Here is a 17,183-nt window from a genome sequence, read left to right on the forward strand (position 1 = left end):
GGGGGGGGGGGGGGGGCGGGGGGGGGCCGGCGCTCTGCCGGGCGTGGCGCGGGGTAACCGGGCTGCACCAAAAACCAATTGGGGGGTGCGCCCGGGTACACCCCTGCCCCGCCCCCCCCACCCCGTACCCCTTCTTCTACCGCTGGAAGCCGCCGCTCACCTGGCCGCGGCTCTGTCCTCCGCCGACCACACCGGGCGCGATCGAGACACCGGGGATCGGGCCGCCGCCGGCATCGCCCTCCCCGTCTCCTTCGCCGCCTTCCGAGCCGCCGTCCATTCCACTGCTGGTGCCGCCGTCCCAGCCGCCGATGTCGCCCCAGTTGCCGCCGTTGGCTCCGTTGTCTCCGTTGTTGCCGTCGGAGTCACCGCCGCCGTCGCCCTCTTCCTCGCGGTCACGATCGCCGTCTCCGGGGCGGTCGCCGGGCTCCTTCTTCCCGTCCGGGATGGGGACCCGGTTGAAGGCGGGCGCCTCCTTGCCCGTCAGCGCTCCCGTCATCGCCATTCGCCAGATGGAGCCGGGCACCTCGCCGCCGAAGACCTTCGGCTTGTACCGGCCGCCGACGGTGATGTTGAACATCTTGACCTGCTGGGTGGGGCTGCCGACCCAGACCGCTCCGGCCAGGTTCGGGGTGTAGCCGACGAACCAGGCGTTGCGCCGGCCGTCCGTCGTACCCGTCTTGCCCGCGTTGTCCCGGCCCGAAAGGCCCGCCTTCGAACCCGTACCCGAGTCGGAGACCACCCCGCTGAGCAGGGAACTGATCGTGTCGGCCGTCTTCACGCCCATCGCCCGGCGGCAAGTGCTCTCCGGGACGTCGAGCTTCCGTCCGTCGGCCGTCCGGATCGACTCGATCGCGATCGGGGTGCAGTACGTACCGCGGTTGGCGAAGCCCGCGTACGCGGACGCCATGGTCAGCGGCGACATCCCCTCCGAGCCCAGCGTCATGCCCGACGGGGTGAAGGCGAGGTTCTTGCCGTTGCCGACCATCAGACCCAGCTTGTCGGTCATCTCCTTCACCGGGCAGAGCCCGATGTCCGCCACCATCTGGACAAAGTAGGTGTTGACCGACTTCTCCATCGCCTCCTTGAGGCTGTACGGGCCGACCTCGGACTCCATCTCGTTCTCGACCGTGGCGTTCTCGTTGTTCACCCACGGTTTGCTGTCGCAGGTCTGGATCGGGCTCGGGTACGGCATCTCGTACGGCGCCGGATACGACTGCGACAGCGACGTCCCCTGCTCTATGGCCGCCGCCGCGACGAACGGCTTGAAGGTCGAACCGACCGGGAAGCCGTAGTTCGACCCCTCCATCCGCTTGTCGACGGAGTAGTTGATCTGGGTCTCGTTCTTGCCGAAGCCGTACGGCCTGGACTGGCCCATCGCGAGGATCTTGCCGGTACCGGGCTCGACCATGGTCACCGCGGTGGCGACCTTGTCCCCCTGGTAGACGTACTCCTTGATCGAGTCCTGGGCCGACTCCTGCGACTGCGGGTCGAGGGTCGTCCGGACCGTGAGCCCGCCGCGGTTCCACAGCTTGGCCCGGTCCTCGCGGGTCTTGCCGAAGACGGGGTCGCCCAGGAAGACGTTCCGTACGTAGTCGCAGAAGAAGCCCGCGCCCCGGACCGCGGTGATGCAGCCGTTCTTCGGCGTGCTCACCTTGAGCGTCACCGGGGTCGCCTTCGCCCGGTCCGCGTCGGCCTGGGTGACGTCCCGGACGTCCGCCATCCGCTGGAGGACGATGTTCCGGCGCTTCTTCGCCTCCTCCGTGTCATTGACGGGGTCGTAGCGGCTGGGGGACTGGACGAGTCCGGCGAGCAGGGCCGACTCCTCCAGATTGAGGTCCTCGGCCGACTTGGAGAAGTAGCGCTTCGACGCGGCCTCGACGCCGTACGCCTGCTGCCCGAAGAACGTGATGTTGAGGTAGTTCTCCAGGATCTTCTTCTTGCCCAGCTCCTCCTCGACCTGGATCGCGTACTTCAGCTCCTGGATCTTGCGGCCGAGCGTCTGCTGGGTGGCCTGGGCGACCTTGTCGGGGTCGTCGCCCGCCTCCTCCACGAACACGTTCTTGACGTACTGCTGGGTCAGCGTCGACGCGCCCTCGGCGACGCCGCCGGACTGCGCGTTGCGGTTGAGTGCCCGCAGGACGCCCTTGAGGTCGACGGCGCCGTGCTCGTAGAAGCGCGAGTCCTCGATGGCGATGATCGCCTTCTGCATATACGGGGAGATATCCGCCAGCGGGACCACCGTACGGTCGCGCGAGTAGACCGTGGCGATCGTGCCGCCCCCGGAGTCGAGGATCGAGGTCCGCTGGCTCAGCGGGGGAGTCTTCAGATTCGCCGGGATCTCGTCGAATCCCTTGACCGTGCCTTTCGCGGCCAGTCCCAGTGCTCCCGCGGCCGGCAGGGCGATACCCGCCAGCACGGCTCCGGCGAGCACGCTGACCCCGAGGAACTTGGCGGCTTGCTGGGTCCCTGACAGACCGCCGCCGGAGCGCGTCTTTGGCATGAAGTCAGCCTACGTTCTCATTCGCCGGACAAGGGTGCAGCCATTGGCCTAAGCTGCTCCCAACTGTCACAGCAGTGCGGTTTTGCATCAAGGCAATCACGGATCATTCCCGGAATTCACCGGAAGTCCGGATGTCGCCTCCTGGCGTGTCCCGTAGTCATCGTGGGTCGGTGGAAGGGAAAGTGGAGTCCGCCGTTCCATCCCTGACGGCTCGGCCTGATGCCGGAAATCGCCATGAATCTGGCTTGTGTGCCGCGGATCGGCCTGGTCGAGCTGGCTGATCTGTCCCGATTTGATGGGTTGGTTTGCTATGTCCTCGACTCACTCCCCTGGGTGACCTGCCGCATACGCATAGTCCGTTCGGGCCATTCGAGATTGGGCCCGCAGGGGGTGTTGCGTCGCGCCAGCCTTCCGTAACGTCCTCAACTGGCAGCGGTGAATATGCCGCTGCCGCCGTGGGGGAGCCTCGATTCGGGAGAGGACGGCAGCCGGGATGGGCTGGGTAACCGACTGGAGTGCGCAGGCAGCCTGCCGCACTACCGATCCGGATGAACTGTTCGTACAAGGGGCAGCGCAGAACAGGGCCAAGGCGGTGTGCACCGGATGTCCGGTGCGGACCGAATGTCTGGCCGATGCCCTCGACAATCGCGTGGAGTTCGGCGTCTGGGGAGGAATGACCGAAAGGGAGCGGCGCGCACTGTTGCGCAGGCGCCCCACGGTCACCTCGTGGCGCAGACTCCTGGAGACGGCGCGTACGGAGTACGAGCGCGATACCGGCTTGCTGCCGGTCGGGCTCGACGACGACGAGACCTATGCCGCGTATGCGGCGGTGGGCTAGGCCGTAGCAGCGCCGACACGGCCCCGGGGCCGGATCCGATCGAGCCGATCAGGGCCGATCGAATCGATTCCCGTGGTGTGTGGGCCGGGTGGGAAGCCCGGTACGAAGGCGTGTGACAGTACGGCGCGAAGGCTGTCGCCATGAGGCGGCGGTTGAATATGGCGCCGAAGGTCGGAGGGGCGTACTCGCGTGCGCCAAAATCGGCCTTTGGGGGCACCCTGGGCGCCGTTTTGATCTTTTATCAGTATTGATTTATCAGTTGTGACGACTTTTCCCGCTGATCCCCATACTTCGCTTGCCCGCTACGACTTGCCGCGCCGCGTTTCGCCGCCACCCGCGCCGCCGCCGGTCGCCAACTGCTCGCCGATGGCCCGCAGGCCCGACAGATCGTGTACGTCACCGGGCAGTGCGGCCACCTGCGCCACCGCCACCTCGGGATGGAGGGTGGTGAATCGGTCCCGCATGCGCTGTTCACGCGCAAGCACCTGCATCCGTTCGGCATGCAGGCGCAGCAGACCAGCCGTCAGTGCTTCCGTGGTGTGTTCGTGGTGGGCCTCACGAGGGGGGGAGTGCTCGGGGGAGTGGTCCACGGGCGGGGGTTCGGGAGAGGCGCCCGTGGCCTCACGAACACCAGTCTTCCCTGCCTCATGATCCACAATGCCGGTCGCGGCAAGATTTTCTGAGGATTCCACCAAAGGCTCTTCCGACTCATCCGACCCGTCCGGATCACCGGAGTCGGGGAAGGACGGGAAGTCGGGGATGTCGGGGATGTCGTCGAAGGCATCGAGCGCGTCGGGTTCCAGCACCTCGGCCGCCGCCAGCGCGCGCTGGGCCGACAGCCGGGCCGCGCCGCTGCCGTGCACCCGGTTGAGCACCAGTCCGGCCAGCGGCATCTTCTCCGCCGCCAGCCGCTCCACGAAGTACGCGGCCTCCCGCAGGGCGTCCTGCTCCGGCGCCGCCACCACCAGGAACGCCGTACCCGGGGCCTGCAGCAGCCGGTAGGTGGCGTCGGCCCGGGTGCGGAAGCCGCCGAACATGGTGTCCATCGCCGTGACGAACGTCTGTACGTCCCGCAGCAGCTGACCGCCCAACAGTTTGCCGAGGGTGCCCGTCATCATCGACATCCCGACGTTCAGGAACTTCATCCCCGCCCGGCCGCCGACCTTCGCCGGAGTCACCAGCAGCTTGATCAGTTTTCCGTCCAGGAACGACCCCAGCCGCTTCGGCGCGTCCAGGAAGTCCAGGGCGCTGCGCGACGGCGGGGTGTCGACGACGATCAGGTCCCACTCCTCCCGCGCCCGCAGCTGCCCCAGCTTCTCCATCGCCATGTACTCCTGCGTGCCCGCGAAGCCGGCCGACAGGGACTGGTAGAAGGGGTTGTCCAGGATGGCGCGAGCCCGCTCGGGGTCCGCATGGGCCTCGACGATCTCGTCGAAGGTCCGCTTCATATCGAGCATCATGGCGTGCAGTTCGCCCGCCTGACCGGTGCCGTCCGGTTCTATCCCCTTCACCCGCCGCGGGGTGTTGTCGAGCGAGTCGATGCCCAGGGACTGGGCCAGCCGCTTGGCCGGGTCGATGGTGAGGACCACCACCCGGCGGCCCCGTTCGGCCGCGCGGACACCGAGGGCGGCCGCGGTGGTCGTCTTGCCGACCCCGCCCGCGCCGCAGCAGACGATGATCCGGGTGGCCGGATCGTCGATCAGCGAGTCGACATGGAGGGCGGTGGCCGCTGCGTCCAGGGTCATGAACCGGTCCCTTGCTCGGCGCTGTGCCGGTCGTCGTTCCCCCCGTGCGCGCCGTTCTGGGCACGCAGCTCCTTCGACAGCCGGTAGAGCCCGGCGAGATCGATGCCTTCGCTCAGCAGGGGCAGTTCGTACGAGGGCAGCCCGAGCCGCCCCAGCGCCGCCCGCTGCTCCCGCTCCAGGGCGACCCGGCGGGCATGGTCGGACGCCTGGTCCAGCAGCGGGCCGACGAGGGTGCGCGCGCCGCTGATCCCGGCAGCCGTCAGCGCCGCGGCGATCTCCGTACGGCGGCCGCGTCCCGCGCTTCGTACCGCCGACTCGTCCAGGACGTGCGGCCTGACCATGTTCACGATCACCCGGCCCACCGGAAGGTCGGCGGCGCGCAGTTCGGCCACTCCGTCTGCGGTCTCCTGGACCGGCATCTCCTCCAGCAGCGTCACCAGATGGACCGCGGTCCCGGGTGACTTCAGTACCCGCATCACGGCCTGCGCCTGGTTGTATATCGGGCCGAACTTGGCCAGCCCCGCCACCTCGTCGTTGACGTTCAGGAAGCGGGTGATCCGGCCGGTGGGCGGGGCATCCATGATCACGTAGTCGTAGACGTACGCGCCCTGCTTCGTCCGGCGCCGTACGGCCTCGCACGCCTTGCCCGTGAGCAGGACGTCGCGTACCCCGGGGGCGATCGTGGTCGCGAAGTCGATCGCGCCGATCTTCTTCAGGGCGCGCCCCGCGCTGCCGAGTTTGTAGAACATCTGGAGGTAGTCGAGCAGGGCGCGCTCGGCGTCGATCGCCAGGGCGTAGACCTCGCCGCCGCCGGACGCGACGGCGATCTTCCGCTCCTCGTAGGGCAGCGCCTCGGTCTCGAAGAGCTGGGCGATGCCTTGCCTCCCCTCGACCTCCACGAGGAGTGTCCGCTTGCCCTCGGTCGCGAGGGCGAGCGCGAGGGCGGCGGCGACCGTCGTCTTACCGGTACCGCCTTTGCCACTGACGACCTGGAGCCTGCTCACATATTCGAGCCTAACCAGTCGGACCGCGCCCTACGCACGAGGCCGTGTGCGGGCTGCGTCACGTGTCCCGTGGACAGGTGCCCCCGTGGACGTCTGTACGGGTCCGGGCTCCGGGGACGGGCGGATCCGGGACGGGGTCCGGGGGCGGATACAGTCGGGCCCATGACCAAGAAGTGGGAATACTCCACCGTGCCGCTCCTCGTGCACGCGACCAAGCAGATCCTCGACACCTGGGGCGAGGACGGGTGGGAACTCGTCCAGGTCGTGCCCGGCCCGAACCCGGAGCAGCTCGTGGCCTATCTGAAGCGGGAGAAGACGGCGTGACCACCACCGGTGGCGGGGTCGTCGAGGCTCGGCTCGCCGAGCTGGGGCTGACCCTGCCGGAGGTCGTACCGCCGATCGCCGCGTACCAGCCCGCCGTCGTCTCGGGCGACTACGTCTACACCGCGGGCCAGCTGCCCATGGTGGAGGGCAAGCTGCCGGTCACCGGCAAGGTGGGGGCCGAGGTCACCGCCGACGAGGCCAAGGAGCTGGCGCGGACCTGCGCGCTCAACGGTCTGGCCGCCGTGAAGTCGGTCGTCGGTGATCTGGACCGGATCGCCCGGGTGGTGAAGGTCGTCGGCTTCGTCGCGTCGGCGAGCGACTTCACCGGACAGCCCGCCGTCATCAACGGCGCGAGCGAGTTGCTGGGCGAGGTCCTCGGCGAAAAGGGCGTCCACGCCCGGAGCGCGGTGGGCGTCGCGGTGCTGCCGCTGGACGCGCCGGTCGAGGTCGAGTTCCAGATCGAGCTGGTACGGGAGTAACCGGCCGGTGGGGAGGGAGCCGTACGGGACGGTACGCGTACGGCTCGGACCCCGCCCCCTCATGCCCCGCGTAGTGTTTCGGAGCCCTCGGAGCCCTTATGGGCCGCGGGGCGGGCCCGGCCCGGTGTAGGGGCCATCTTCGTTCCACGTGAAACGGGACCGGCCCGTACGGGCACCTCTCGAACATCTCGGTGGATCCGCATAGCATCCGGCCATGCCCGATGGTCAGTGGTACCCCCCGGAGTGGCCCGACCGGATTCGCGCACTCGCGGCCGGTGAGATCGTCCCCGTCGAGCCGAAGCGCGCGGCGACGGTGATGCTGCTGCGCGACACCCCGGACGGCCCGGCCGTCCATATGCTGCGCCGCCGTACCTCCATGGCCTTCGCCGGTGGTGCCTATGCCTACCCCGGTGGCGGAGTCGACGCCCGGGACTCCCGGCCCGTCGGCTGGGCGGGGCCCTCGGTCGAGGAATGGGCTGTACGACTGGGTACGGACGCCGCGACCGCCCAGGCCGTGGTCTGTGCCGCGGTCCGGGAGACCTTCGAGGAATCGGGGGTGCTGCTCGCGGGCCGTACCGCCGATACGGTCCTGGGTGCCGTGGGTGCCGTGGGCGTCGAATTGCCGGAAGCGGGCGAAGGTTCGGCCGGTGCGGTGGAAGCGGGCGAGGGTACGGCCGGCGGGGCGGACGACGGCGGCTGGGAGGCCGACCGGCAGGCCCTGGTCGACCGTGAACTCGCCTTCGCCGACTTCCTCGACCGACGCGGGCTGGTCCTGCGGTCGGACCTGCTGGGCGCCTGGGCCCGCTGGATCACCCCGGAGTTCGAGGCCCGCCGCTACGACACCTGGTTCTTCGTCGCAGCCCTGCCGCCGGGGCAGCAGACCCGGAACGCCTCCACCGAGGCGGACCGTACGGTGTGGATCACACCGGCCGACGCCGCCGCCGGATACGACCGGGGCGAGCTGACGATGATGCCGCCGACCATCTCCACCCTGCGCGACCTCGTGCCCTACGCCACCTCCGCCGACGCCGTCGCCGGCGCGGCCGGGCGGGATCTCGCCCCCGTCCTCGCGAAGGCCGGTCTGGAGAACGGTGTGCTGGTCCTGAGCTGGCCGGGACACGAGGAGTTCACCCGGCGCGTTCCCGCAGGAGGTCCGCGATGACCGACGCGGCGGCGCTGCCAGGACAGCCCCGGGGCGGTGTGCTCTCCGGAGCCGCCACAGCCCGGGCCGTGAACGTCCTCGCGCCCAACCCGTCCGCGATGACGCTCGACGGGACCAATACCTGGATCGTCTCCGAGCCCGGCTCGGGGCTCGCCGTCGTGATCGACCCCGGTCCGCTCGACGAGAGCCATCTGCGGCGGGTGATCGACACCGCCGAGCGGGCGGGGCAGCGGATCGCCCTCACCCTGCTCACCCACGGCCATCCCGACCACGCCGAAGGCGCCGCGCGTTTCGCGGAGCTGACGCGGACGAACGTCCGGGCACTGGACCCGGCGCTGCGCCTGGGCGACGAGGGTCTCGGCGCGGGCGATGTGATCGACGTCGGGGGCCTGGAGCTGCGGGTCGTCCCCACGCCCGGCCATACCTCCGACTCGCTCTGCTTCCATCTGCCCGCGGACGCCGCGGTGCTGACCGGCGATACCGTCCTGGGCCGCGGCACCACGATGGTGGCCCATCCGGACGGCCGCCTGGGCGACTATCTGGACTCCCTGCGACGGTTGCGGTCCCTCACCGTCGACGACGGCGTACGGACCGTTCTGCCCGGTCATGGGCCCGTGCTGGACGACGCCCAGGGCGCGGTCGAGTTCTATCTGGCCCATCGCGCCCACCGGCTCGCCCAGGTCGAGACGGCCGTCGAGAACGGTCACCGGACGGCGCCGGAGGTGGTGGCGGCGGTCTACGCGGACGTGGACCGGTCCCTGTGGCCCGCCGCGGAGCTCTCCGTACGGGCGCAGCTGGAGTATCTGCGCGACCACGGTCTGATCTGACCGTCCGGGCACGGGCACAGGCACAGGCACGGACGCCGTATGCGTGAAGGGGCGCCCCCGGAACCGGGGGCGCCCCTTCACGGCGTACGTACGGCCGTGACGTTCGGTACGGCCGGTGGGCTCAGCGGGAGCGCTTCGCCAGCCGCTCGACGTCGAGCAGGATGACCGCCCGCGCCTCCAGGCGCAGCCAGCCGCGCTGCGCGAAGTCCGCCAGCGCCTTGTTCACGGTCTCGCGGGAGGCGCCGACCAGCTGGGCCAGCTCCTCCTGCGTCAGGTCGTGGACGACGTGGATGCCCTCGTCGGACTGGACGCCGAAGCGGCGCGACAGGTCGAGGAGCGCTCGGGCCACCCGGCCCGGTACATCGGAGAAGACCAGGTCGGACATCTGGTCATTGGTCTTGCGCAGCCGGCGGGCGACGGCCCGCAGCAGCGCGGACGCCACCTCGGGCCGGGCGTTCAGCCAGGGCTGGAGGTCGCCGTGGCCCAGGCCGAGCAGCTTCACCTCGGTCAGGGCGGTCGCCGTGGCGGTCCGCGGGCCCGGGTCGAACAGGGACAGCTCGCCGATCAGCTCGCCGGGGCCGAGGACGGCGAGCATGTTCTCGCGTCCGTCGGGCGAGGTGCGGTGGAGTTTGACCTTGCCCTCGGTGACCACATAGAGGCGGTCACCCGGGTCGCCCTCGTGGAAGAGCGCGTCGCCGCGGGCCAGCGTCACCTCACTCATCGAGCCGCGCAGCTCCGCCGCCTGCTCGTCATCGAGCGCCGCGAAGAGCGGGGCGCGCCGCAGAACGTCGTCCACGAGTTCTCTCCTTGTCGACCTGCTCAGGGACCGTGGCCCCCATGATGCCGGACCGCACCGTGCCCGTCCGGGGGACACCTCGGACGGGACGCTGGGGACAGCTTCCCCGTGGCGGACCTGGCAAGTAAATATTCGTGCGATCAATCACAACAAGTTTGACTCACTGGAGCACGTGTTCGTGCTCCAGGGGCCCGATTGGGTCCGGATCGGCGGTGGCCGGGGCGGAGACGAGCGGTGGCCCGTAGGCTGGCCGGGTGTCCAATTCGCCGGTGAGAGCGCAGGCCAAGGGGGCCGGAAGAGTGTCCGGAAAGCAAAATTCCGCTATGGGCGAACAAGCTCACATCGGTACCCGAAATGCCGCAAAGTCGGGCGGATCGCAGGGCTCGCGGAAGGCGCCGCGGGGTGCGGCGAAGCCCGAGTCGCGGCTCGCCATGGTCCGCCGGGCCCGCCGCATCAATCGCGAGCTGGCCGAGGTGTACCCGTACGCCCATCCGGAACTGGACTTCCGTAATCCGTTCGAGCTGCTGGTCGCCACGGTGCTGTCGGCCCAGACCACCGACCTCCGGGTCAACCAGACCACCCCCGCCCTCTTCGCGGCCTATCCGACACCGGACGAGATGGCCGCGGCCGAGCCCGAGAAGCTGGAGGCGATCATCCGCCCCACCGGCTTCTTCCGGGCCAAGGCCCGCTCCCTCCTCGGGCTCTCCACCGCCCTCCGCGACGACTTCGGCGGTGAGGTCCCGGGACGCCTCGACGACCTGGTGAAACTGCCGGGCGTCGGCAGGAAGACCGCCTTCGTCGTCCTCGGCAACGCCTTCGGCGTCCCCGGGATCACCGTCGACACCCACTTCGGACGGCTCGTTCGCCGCTGGAAGTGGACCGAGCAGCAGGATCCGGAGAAGGTCGAGGCGGAGATCGCCGAGATCTTCCCGAAGTCCGAGTGGACCATGCTCTCCCACCGGGTGATCTTCCACGGCCGACGGATCTGCCACGCCCGCAAGCCCGCGTGCGGCGCCTGCCCGATCGCCCATCTCTGCCCCTCGTACGGTGAGGGCGAGACCGATCCGGAGAAGGCGCGGAAGCTGCTGAAGTACGAGATGGGCGGCCAGCCGGGGCAGCGCCTCAACCCGCCCGCGGACTATCCCGGCGTGCCCGCCCCGCCCTCGGCGCCCGCCGGACGTCCCGGAGACGGAGAGGGCGACCCGGCGGGGGAGACCCGGGCGGCCGGGTGAGCCGACGCGGAGGGGGCGGGGGCGGGGGTGACGGCGCGGGCAGGTGCGTGTGCCGTCGCGACGCCGACGGGGACAGGCGCGTGTGCCGTCGCGACGCCGACGCGGGTGCGGGCGGAACGATCGGTACGCCCGGGCGCGTTGTGACACGAGGGGGTGCCCATGCGCGCACGAGACACGACGACCAGCGGTGGCGGTGAGGCCGAGGTGCACGAAGAGACCGGGGGTGCGTACGGCCCCGGGCGCGCCGGACATGGGCACGGGCACGGGCACGCGGGAAACGGATCCGCCGGCGGGCATCCCCAGGGTGCCCTGGCGGGTGGCGGTGGCGCCGGGAACGCACGGCGCGCCTTCGAAGGCAGTGGCGGGGTCACCGTCTCCACCACGGGGCTGCCCGACTGGCTCGCCCCCGTCGCCCGGCTGCTCGACACCGTCCAGGGACGGCAGCTCAGCACCTTCCTGCCCCCCGCGGGCGGCCACGGCCGCCCCGCCTCCGTCCTCGTCCTCTTCGGCGAGGGCGCCGAGGGACCCGAGCTGCTGCTGATGGAGCGCGCGGGCGGACTGCGCACCCATGCGGGACAGCCCTCCTTCCCCGGCGGTTCCCTCGATCCCGAGGACGGTGATCCGGAGACCACGGGACCGCTGCGCGCCGCGCTGCGCGAGGCCGAGGAGGAGACCGGACTCGACCCCTCCGGCGTCCAGCTCTTCGGTGCGCTGCCCAAGCTCTACATCCCGGTGAGCGGCTTCGTCGTCACCCCCGTCCTCGGCTGGTGGCGGGAGCCGAGCCCCGTCGACGCGGTCGATCTCGCCGAGACGGCCCGGGTCTTCACCGTCCCGGTGGCGGATCTCACGGACCCGGCCAACCGGGCCACCGCGGTCCACCCCAGCGGTCACCAGGGCCCGGCGTTCCTCGTCGAATCCGCCCTGGTCTGGGGCTTCACCGCCGGTGTGATCGACCGGATCCTGCACTTCGCGGGGTGGGAACGGCCGTGGGACCGGACCCGCCGGGTCCCCCTGGACCGGCGGGCATGACAGGCTGATCCTTCGCGTTCCGGCGCGCCACCCCACCGAACCGCCGACGACCCGTTCCCCGTACACCCATTCCATCGATCCCCCGGGACCGCGCGGCGCTCCGCCGGACGGCCGTCCGAGGCCACCCGGCGAGTCGAAGCCGAAGAAGCCCGAAGCTCGAAGCCGAGACCAATACCAAGACGACGACCAAACGACCAAGACGAAGACCAAGACGACGACCAAACGACCAAGACGAAGACCAAGACGACGACCGAGACCGCGACCGCGACTGCGAGGCAAATGACGGTGAACGTGCTGGACATCCTGCTGCTGATCGCTGCTGTTTGGTTCGCGATCGTCGGCTATCGGCAAGGTTTCGTCGTCGGCATCCTCTCCGTGATCGGCTTCCTGGGCGGCGGTCTGGCCGCCGTCTACGCCCTGCCCGTGCTCTGGAACTGGCTGACCGACGATTCCGAGGTGTCCACCCCCGCCGTCGTCGTCTTCGTCATCGTCGTGATCGTCTGCGCCTCCGTGGGCCAGGCCTTCACCACCCATCTCGGCGGCAAACTGCGCCGCCACATCACCTGGACACCCGTGCGCGCCCTGGACGCCACCGGCGGCGCGCTGGTCAACGTGGTCGCCATGCTGCTGGTCGCCTGGCTGATCGGCTCGGCGCTCGCGGGCACCACCCTGCCGACCCTCGGCAAGCAGGTCCGTACATCGAAGGTGCTGCACGGGGTCTCCACGGTGATGCCGGAGGAGGCGTCCGGCCTCTTCGACGACTTCTCCGGGGCCCTCGCCCAGAACGGTTTCCCCCAGGTCTTCAGCCCGTTCTCGAACGAGCCCATCAAGGAAGTCCGCCCGCCCGACCCGGCGCTCGCCGGCAGCCCTGTCGTCGCCCGCGCGAAGAAGTCCATCGTCAAGGTCGTCGGCACGGCGAACAGCTGCAGCAAGGTCCTCGAAGGCACCGGCTTCGTCTTCGGCGAACGGCGCGTCATGACGAACGCCCACGTCGTCGGAGGGGTCGACGAGCCGACCGTGCAGATAGGCGGCGAGGGCAAGCTGTACGACGCCAAGGTCGTCCTCTACGACTGGCGCCGCGACATCGCCGTTCTGGACGTGCCGGGACTCCGCGCCGAGCCGCTGCGGTTCGCCGACGCCGACGCCCGCAGCGGGGACAGCGCGATCGTCGCGGGCTTCCCGGAGAACGGCGCGTACGACGTCCGCTCGGCGCGGGTCCGGGGCCGTATCGACGCGGATGGACCCGACATCTACCGCCGGGGCACCGTCCACCGCGATGTGTACTCGCTCTTCGCGACCGTCCGCCAGGGGAACTCGGGCGGACCGCTGCTCACCCCCGAAGGCGAGGTGTACGGCGTCATCTTCGCCCGCTCCCTCGACGACAAGAACACCGGATACGCGCTGACCGTGGACGAGATCGCCGAGGACATCAAGGTCGGTCTGGCGGCCCACAGCCAAGTCGACACGGACGGCTGCGCGCTCTAGCTACGGGCTCCAGAGGTGCTCCCGCGCGGGCCGGCGCGGAAGCACCGGGATCCGGCCGGACGCCCGACAGGTGACCCGACAGGTGCCCGGACGGGTGTGCAGGACGGGTGTCCGACGGGGTGTCAGCCGCGGGTGTGCCGCAGCCGGGCCGACACCCAGCGCGCCCGCCGCCGCAGGATCCGCGGGATGCCGATGCCCTGTGGGGAGCGGCCATGATGACCCCGGCCCCGTGGACCATCGGTGTCAGGGGAGCCCGGCCCACCGGCCGGGCGACGGTCGCGCGTCACGTCGCCATAGTCGTACGTCCAGCCCATACCGGGACGTCTGCCCGGGGCCCAAGGTCGGTAACCGTGCCCGAGGCCGCCAATTGGCCTATGCGTGGGGCACATGGTTCTCCGTACGCCCCCCAACCGGCGCGACACCCCCCGTCGGGGCGGCCGGGACCGTCCTAACGGTCCGGTTCCGGGTCCTTCAACCAGCCGATCAGCTCGGTGGAGAAGGCCACCGGGTCCTCCTCGTGGGGAAAGTGACCGAGCCCCTCGAAGAGCCGCCAGCGGTACGGAGCCTCCACATACTGGCCGGAACCCGCCGCGCTGCGGGTCCGCATCGCCGGATCCAGCGACCCGTGCAGATGGAGCGTCGGCACCCGGACGGGCCGCTTCATCCGCCGGTTGAACTGGATGCCGTCCGGCCGCGCCATCGACCGCACCATCCAGCGGTACGGCTCGATCGAGCAGTGCGCGGTCGACGGGATCGCCATCGCCCTGCGGTAGGTGTCCAGCACGATCTCGTCCGGCGGCTTCGGCCCCGACCAGTCGGTGATCAGCTCGCCCACCAGCGCCGCGTCGTCCGCGACCAGCCTGCGCTCCGGGATCCAGGGGCGCTGGAAGCCCCAGACGTACGAACCGGCGCGGGTCTGCGCGAAGTCGGAGAGCATCGCCGAACGCCACCGCCGGGGATGCGGCATCGAACAGACCGCGAGCCTGCGCACCAGCTTCGGCCGCATCACCGCGGCCGTCCACGCCAGATAGCCACCCAGGTCATGGCCGACCAGGGCCGCGTCAGGCTCGCCCAGCGACCGCACCACACCCGTGATGTCGAGCGCGAGGTTGGCGGGGTCGTATCCGCGGGGCGTACGGTCGCTGCCGCCGACGCCCCGCAGATCCATCGCCACCGCCCGGAAACCGGCGTCGGCGAGCGCCGGGAGCTGATGCCGCCAGGACCACCAGAACTGCGGGAACCCGTGCAGCAGCAGTACCAGCGGCCCGTCACCCATCTCGGCGATGTGGAAGCGGGCACCGTTGGCCGCCACATCGCGATGGGTCCAGGGACCGTCGATGCGTACGGGGCTGCCGGAACCGGAGTCAGGGGCCGTCATGCTCATGAGCGTGCCACACCGGCGGGCGCGATGCCGCCCGCGCCCTTCACCCGAACGGCGGACAAGGGAGTGAGGGCAGGGGCTACAGGGGCACAGGGCGACAGGAGTGGGCGCGGCGGGGCAGTGCTCGGGCGGGGTGGTGTCGCCCGGGTCGCGCCGGCGCTCGGGGGCGGTGCGCCAGGTCAGCGCTCGGCCAGCGCCCGCTCGACCCCGGCCGGAAGCTCCGGCACCCGCTCCTTCTCCAGCCGCGGATGCGGCTTGACGTTCTGCAGGACGGCGGCCGTCTGCTTCGCCGACGCGATGGACTTCTCCGGCGGCTTGACCTTCTTGAACTTGGCGATCGCCAGCAGCGACAGCAGGGCGGCGAGGACGACGTACGCCCCGCCCACGATCAGGAACGACCAGGCCAGGCCGAGCCCCAGATTGTGGATGCCGTACGCCGCCGCGAAGCTGAACACGGGCAGTGAGAACAGCAGGAACACACCGGCGACGACGAAGGCGATCGCCCCCGTGGCGCCGCGCTTCACGTCCTGCCGGAGTTCCGCCTTCGCCAGCGCGATCTCATCGTGCACCAGCGCCGACATCTCCGCGGTCGCCGATGCGACCAGCTGACCGATACTGCGCTCGGCACCGCTGCCGGGGTCGCTCATCGCTGCTCCCTCTTGTGCTTCCCGTGTCTTCCGGAGCCCGGTGGGTCCGGAGTCCGCCATCAGATCATGCCGGACCACCGCCGTCGGCGCGCGACGCCCCCGGCCCCGGAGCCGTGCCGTCGCCCGCCGCGCCCGCCTCCGGGGCCGTACCGGTATCGGTACGGATGCCGGTACGGGTACCCGCGGCGGGGCCGGCGACACCCGGGCGCGTAACGGACCCGATCGGGTTCAGGACCCGTGCTCGGGCCCGGACGTGGACGATGACCCGGGCTCGGACGCGGACGTCGCCCCGGACTCGGGCCGGGGCGAGGACCCGTGCTCGGGCGCGTGTTCGTCCGCGGATCCGGCCGCGACCCGGGCCAGCCGCCGGTGCTCGGCTGCCTTCCGTTCGTGGATCTCCGCCATCCGCAGGTGGTACGCGGGGTTCTCCAGTTCATAGACGTCCGGAATGCCGTCCTCGTCCTCGTCGCGCTCCTCGGCCTCGTACAGCTCCCGGTACTTGCGGACCCGCAGCTTCAGCAGGACGGCCGCGAATACGGCCGCGATCAGCGACCCGACCAGCACCGCCGCCTTGACCGAGTCGGTGAGGGCCGGGTCGCCGGCGAAGGCGAGTTCGCCGATGAGGAGGGAGACCGTGAACCCTATGCCCGCGAGGGTGGCGACCGCGAAGACGTCCGGCCAGGCCAGGTCCTCGTTCAGCTCGGCCCGGGTGAAGCGGGCCGCGAGCCAGGTGCCGCCGAAGACGCCGAGGGCCTTGCCGAGTACCAGACCGAGGACCACGCCCAGGGCCTCCGGTTCGGTGAAGACCTTTCCGATCGCACCACCGGAGAGCAGGACACCGGCCGAGAACAGGGCGAAGAGGGGTACGGCGAAACCCGCGGAAACCGGGCGTACCAGATGTTCGATGTGCTCGCCGGGGGAGTGCTTCTCGCCCTCGCGGCGGCTGCAGCGGAGCATCAGGCCCATCGCGACGCCGGCGATGGTGGCGTGGACGCCGCTGTTGTACATCAGACCCCAGATCACCAGGGCCAGCGGTACGTAGACGTACCAGCCGCGGACGCCCTTGCGGAGCAGTAGCCAGAAGACGGCGAGGCCGATCGCCGAACCGCCGAGGGCGGCGAAGTTCAGATCGCTGGTGAAGAAGATCGCGATAATCATGATCGCGAAGAGGTCGTCGACGACGGCGAGCGTGAGCAGGAAGGCGCGCAGGGCCGACGGCAACGAGGTGCCGATGACGGCGAGTACGGCGAGGGCGAAGGCGATGTCCGTGGCGGTGGGGACCGCCCAGCCCTTGGTGGAGCCGCCGCCCGCGGTGACGGTGACGAAGTAGACGAGGGCCGGGACGGCCATACCGCAGATCGCGGCGATGACGGGGAGCGCGGCGGCCTTGGGGTCGCTCAGCTCACCGGCGACGAGTTCGCGTTTCAGCTCGATCCCGGCGACGAAGAAGAAGATCGCGAGGAGTCCGTCGGCGGCCCAGTGCTGGAGCGACAGGTCGAGGCCGAGGGACCCCGGGCCTATGTGGAAGTCGCGTACGGCCTCATAGCTGTCGCCCAGGGGGGAATTCGCCCAGATCAACGCGGCGACGGCGGCCACCAGGAGCAGAACGCCGCCGACGGTCTCGGTCCGCAGGGCGTCCACCACGAAGGTGCGCTCGGGCAGGGAGAGACGTCCGAGGAACTTACGGGGGCTGGGCGTCGGCGCGGGCATGTCGGAGAACCTCCGGTGGTCGGT

The 17,183-nt window shown here is 70.4% G+C and carries 16 protein-coding genes; 8 read left to right on the plus strand and 8 right to left on the minus strand.

What is annotated here, in order from left to right; genetic code table 11:
- Nucleotides 1-136 precede the first annotated feature (136 nt).
- Complete coding sequence (locus ACFXG1_RS10575; protein WP_384742054.1) at nt 137-2,500, minus strand: transglycosylase domain-containing protein; 2,364 nt, start codon at nt 2,498-2,500, stop codon at nt 137-139.
- A 493-nt stretch (nt 2,501-2,993) separates the two neighbouring features.
- On the opposite strand from ACFXG1_RS10575, the gene ACFXG1_RS10580 reads away from it, so the two are divergent.
- A complete protein-coding gene (locus ACFXG1_RS10580) occupies nt 2,994-3,338 on the plus strand; it encodes a WhiB family transcriptional regulator (RefSeq protein WP_384708284.1) in 345 nt (114 codons plus the stop codon).
- Nucleotides 3,339-3,640: 302 nt separating this feature from the next.
- Here ACFXG1_RS10580 and ACFXG1_RS10585 read toward each other — a convergent pair whose 3' ends face one another.
- Together ACFXG1_RS10585 and ACFXG1_RS10590 are read right to left on the minus strand one after the other, a co-directional pair.
- Nucleotides 3,641-5,083, minus strand: coding sequence for an ArsA family ATPase (locus ACFXG1_RS10585; RefSeq protein ID WP_384708287.1), 1,443 nt, complete (start codon nt 5,081-5,083; stop codon nt 3,641-3,643).
- On the minus strand, nt 5,080-6,087 hold the full coding sequence (locus ACFXG1_RS10590; RefSeq protein WP_384708290.1) for an ArsA family ATPase: 1,008 nt from the start codon (nt 6,085-6,087) through the stop codon (nt 5,080-5,082). The genes ACFXG1_RS10585 and ACFXG1_RS10590 overlap by 4 nt, the downstream gene beginning before the upstream one ends.
- 162 nt (nt 6,088-6,249) lie before the next feature.
- Here ACFXG1_RS10590 and ACFXG1_RS10595 point away from each other — a divergent pair, with 162 nt between their 5' ends.
- The 4 genes from ACFXG1_RS10595 to ACFXG1_RS10610 all read left to right on the plus strand — a co-directional run bounded on the left by ACFXG1_RS10595 (nt 6,250) and on the right by ACFXG1_RS10610 (nt 8,879).
- Nucleotides 6,250-6,411: a DUF4177 domain-containing protein gene (locus tag ACFXG1_RS10595; RefSeq protein ID WP_384708293.1), complete on the plus strand. Its 162-nt coding sequence runs from the start codon at nt 6,250-6,252 to the stop codon at nt 6,409-6,411.
- Nucleotides 6,408-6,890, plus strand: coding sequence for a RidA family protein (locus ACFXG1_RS10600; RefSeq protein ID WP_384708296.1), 483 nt, complete (start codon nt 6,408-6,410; stop codon nt 6,888-6,890). The genes ACFXG1_RS10595 and ACFXG1_RS10600 overlap by 4 nt, the downstream gene beginning before the upstream one ends.
- Nucleotides 6,891-7,104: 214 nt before the next feature.
- Nucleotides 7,105-8,052 carry an NUDIX hydrolase gene (locus ACFXG1_RS10605; RefSeq protein ID WP_384708299.1) on the plus strand — a complete coding sequence of 316 codons (948 nt, stop codon included), beginning with the start codon at nt 7,105-7,107 and terminating at the stop codon, nt 8,050-8,052.
- Nucleotides 8,049-8,879: an MBL fold metallo-hydrolase gene (locus tag ACFXG1_RS10610; protein WP_384708302.1), complete on the plus strand. Its 831-nt coding sequence runs from the start codon at nt 8,049-8,051 to the stop codon at nt 8,877-8,879. Before ACFXG1_RS10605 ends, ACFXG1_RS10610 begins: the two co-directional genes overlap by 4 nt.
- Before the next feature lie 121 nt (nt 8,880-9,000).
- Here ACFXG1_RS10610 and ACFXG1_RS10615 read toward each other — a convergent pair whose 3' ends face one another.
- A complete protein-coding gene (locus tag ACFXG1_RS10615; protein ID WP_006347667.1) occupies nt 9,001-9,675 on the minus strand; it encodes a Crp/Fnr family transcriptional regulator in 675 nt (224 codons plus the stop codon).
- A gap of 323 nt (nt 9,676-9,998) precedes the next feature.
- On the opposite strand from ACFXG1_RS10615, the gene nth reads away from it, so the two are divergent.
- The 3 genes from nth (at nt 9,999) to ACFXG1_RS10630 (ending at nt 13,421) form a co-directional block, all read left to right on the plus strand.
- Entirely contained in the window at nt 9,999-10,907 is a 909-nt protein-coding gene (gene nth, locus ACFXG1_RS10620) for an endonuclease III (RefSeq protein WP_384708306.1), read from the plus strand.
- 159 nt (nt 10,908-11,066) lie between these two features.
- Nucleotides 11,067-11,936, plus strand: a complete 870-nt coding sequence (locus ACFXG1_RS10625; RefSeq protein WP_384708309.1) for an NUDIX hydrolase — start codon at nt 11,067-11,069, stop codon at nt 11,934-11,936.
- A 285-nt stretch (nt 11,937-12,221) separates the two neighbouring features.
- Nucleotides 12,222-13,421: a MarP family serine protease gene (locus ACFXG1_RS10630; RefSeq protein ID WP_384708343.1), complete on the plus strand. Its 1,200-nt coding sequence runs from the start codon at nt 12,222-12,224 to the stop codon at nt 13,419-13,421.
- Between the two features lie 122 nt (nt 13,422-13,543).
- Here ACFXG1_RS10630 and ACFXG1_RS10635 read toward each other — a convergent pair whose 3' ends face one another.
- The 4 genes from ACFXG1_RS10635 to nhaA form a co-directional block, all read right to left on the minus strand.
- Nucleotides 13,544-13,735, minus strand: a complete 192-nt coding sequence (locus ACFXG1_RS10635) for a hypothetical protein (RefSeq protein ID WP_384708312.1) — start codon at nt 13,733-13,735, stop codon at nt 13,544-13,546.
- Nucleotides 13,736-13,869: 134 nt separating this feature from the next.
- A complete protein-coding gene (locus tag ACFXG1_RS10640) occupies nt 13,870-14,799 on the minus strand; it encodes an alpha/beta fold hydrolase (protein WP_384708315.1) in 930 nt (309 codons plus the stop codon).
- A 182-nt stretch (nt 14,800-14,981) separates the two neighbouring features.
- A complete protein-coding gene (locus ACFXG1_RS10645; RefSeq protein WP_384742060.1) occupies nt 14,982-15,449 on the minus strand; it encodes a phage holin family protein in 468 nt (155 codons plus the stop codon).
- A 228-nt stretch (nt 15,450-15,677) separates the two neighbouring features.
- The gene (gene nhaA / locus ACFXG1_RS10650; protein WP_384708321.1) at nt 15,678-17,159 is read right to left on the minus strand and encodes a Na+/H+ antiporter NhaA; all 1,482 of its coding nucleotides are present in this window, start codon (nt 17,157-17,159) and stop codon (nt 15,678-15,680) included.
- Nucleotides 17,160-17,183 lie beyond the last annotated feature (24 nt).

The sequence above is a fragment of the Streptomyces sp. NPDC059248 genome, assembly GCF_042753905.1.
Taxonomy (GTDB): domain Bacteria; phylum Actinomycetota; class Actinomycetes; order Streptomycetales; family Streptomycetaceae; genus Streptomyces.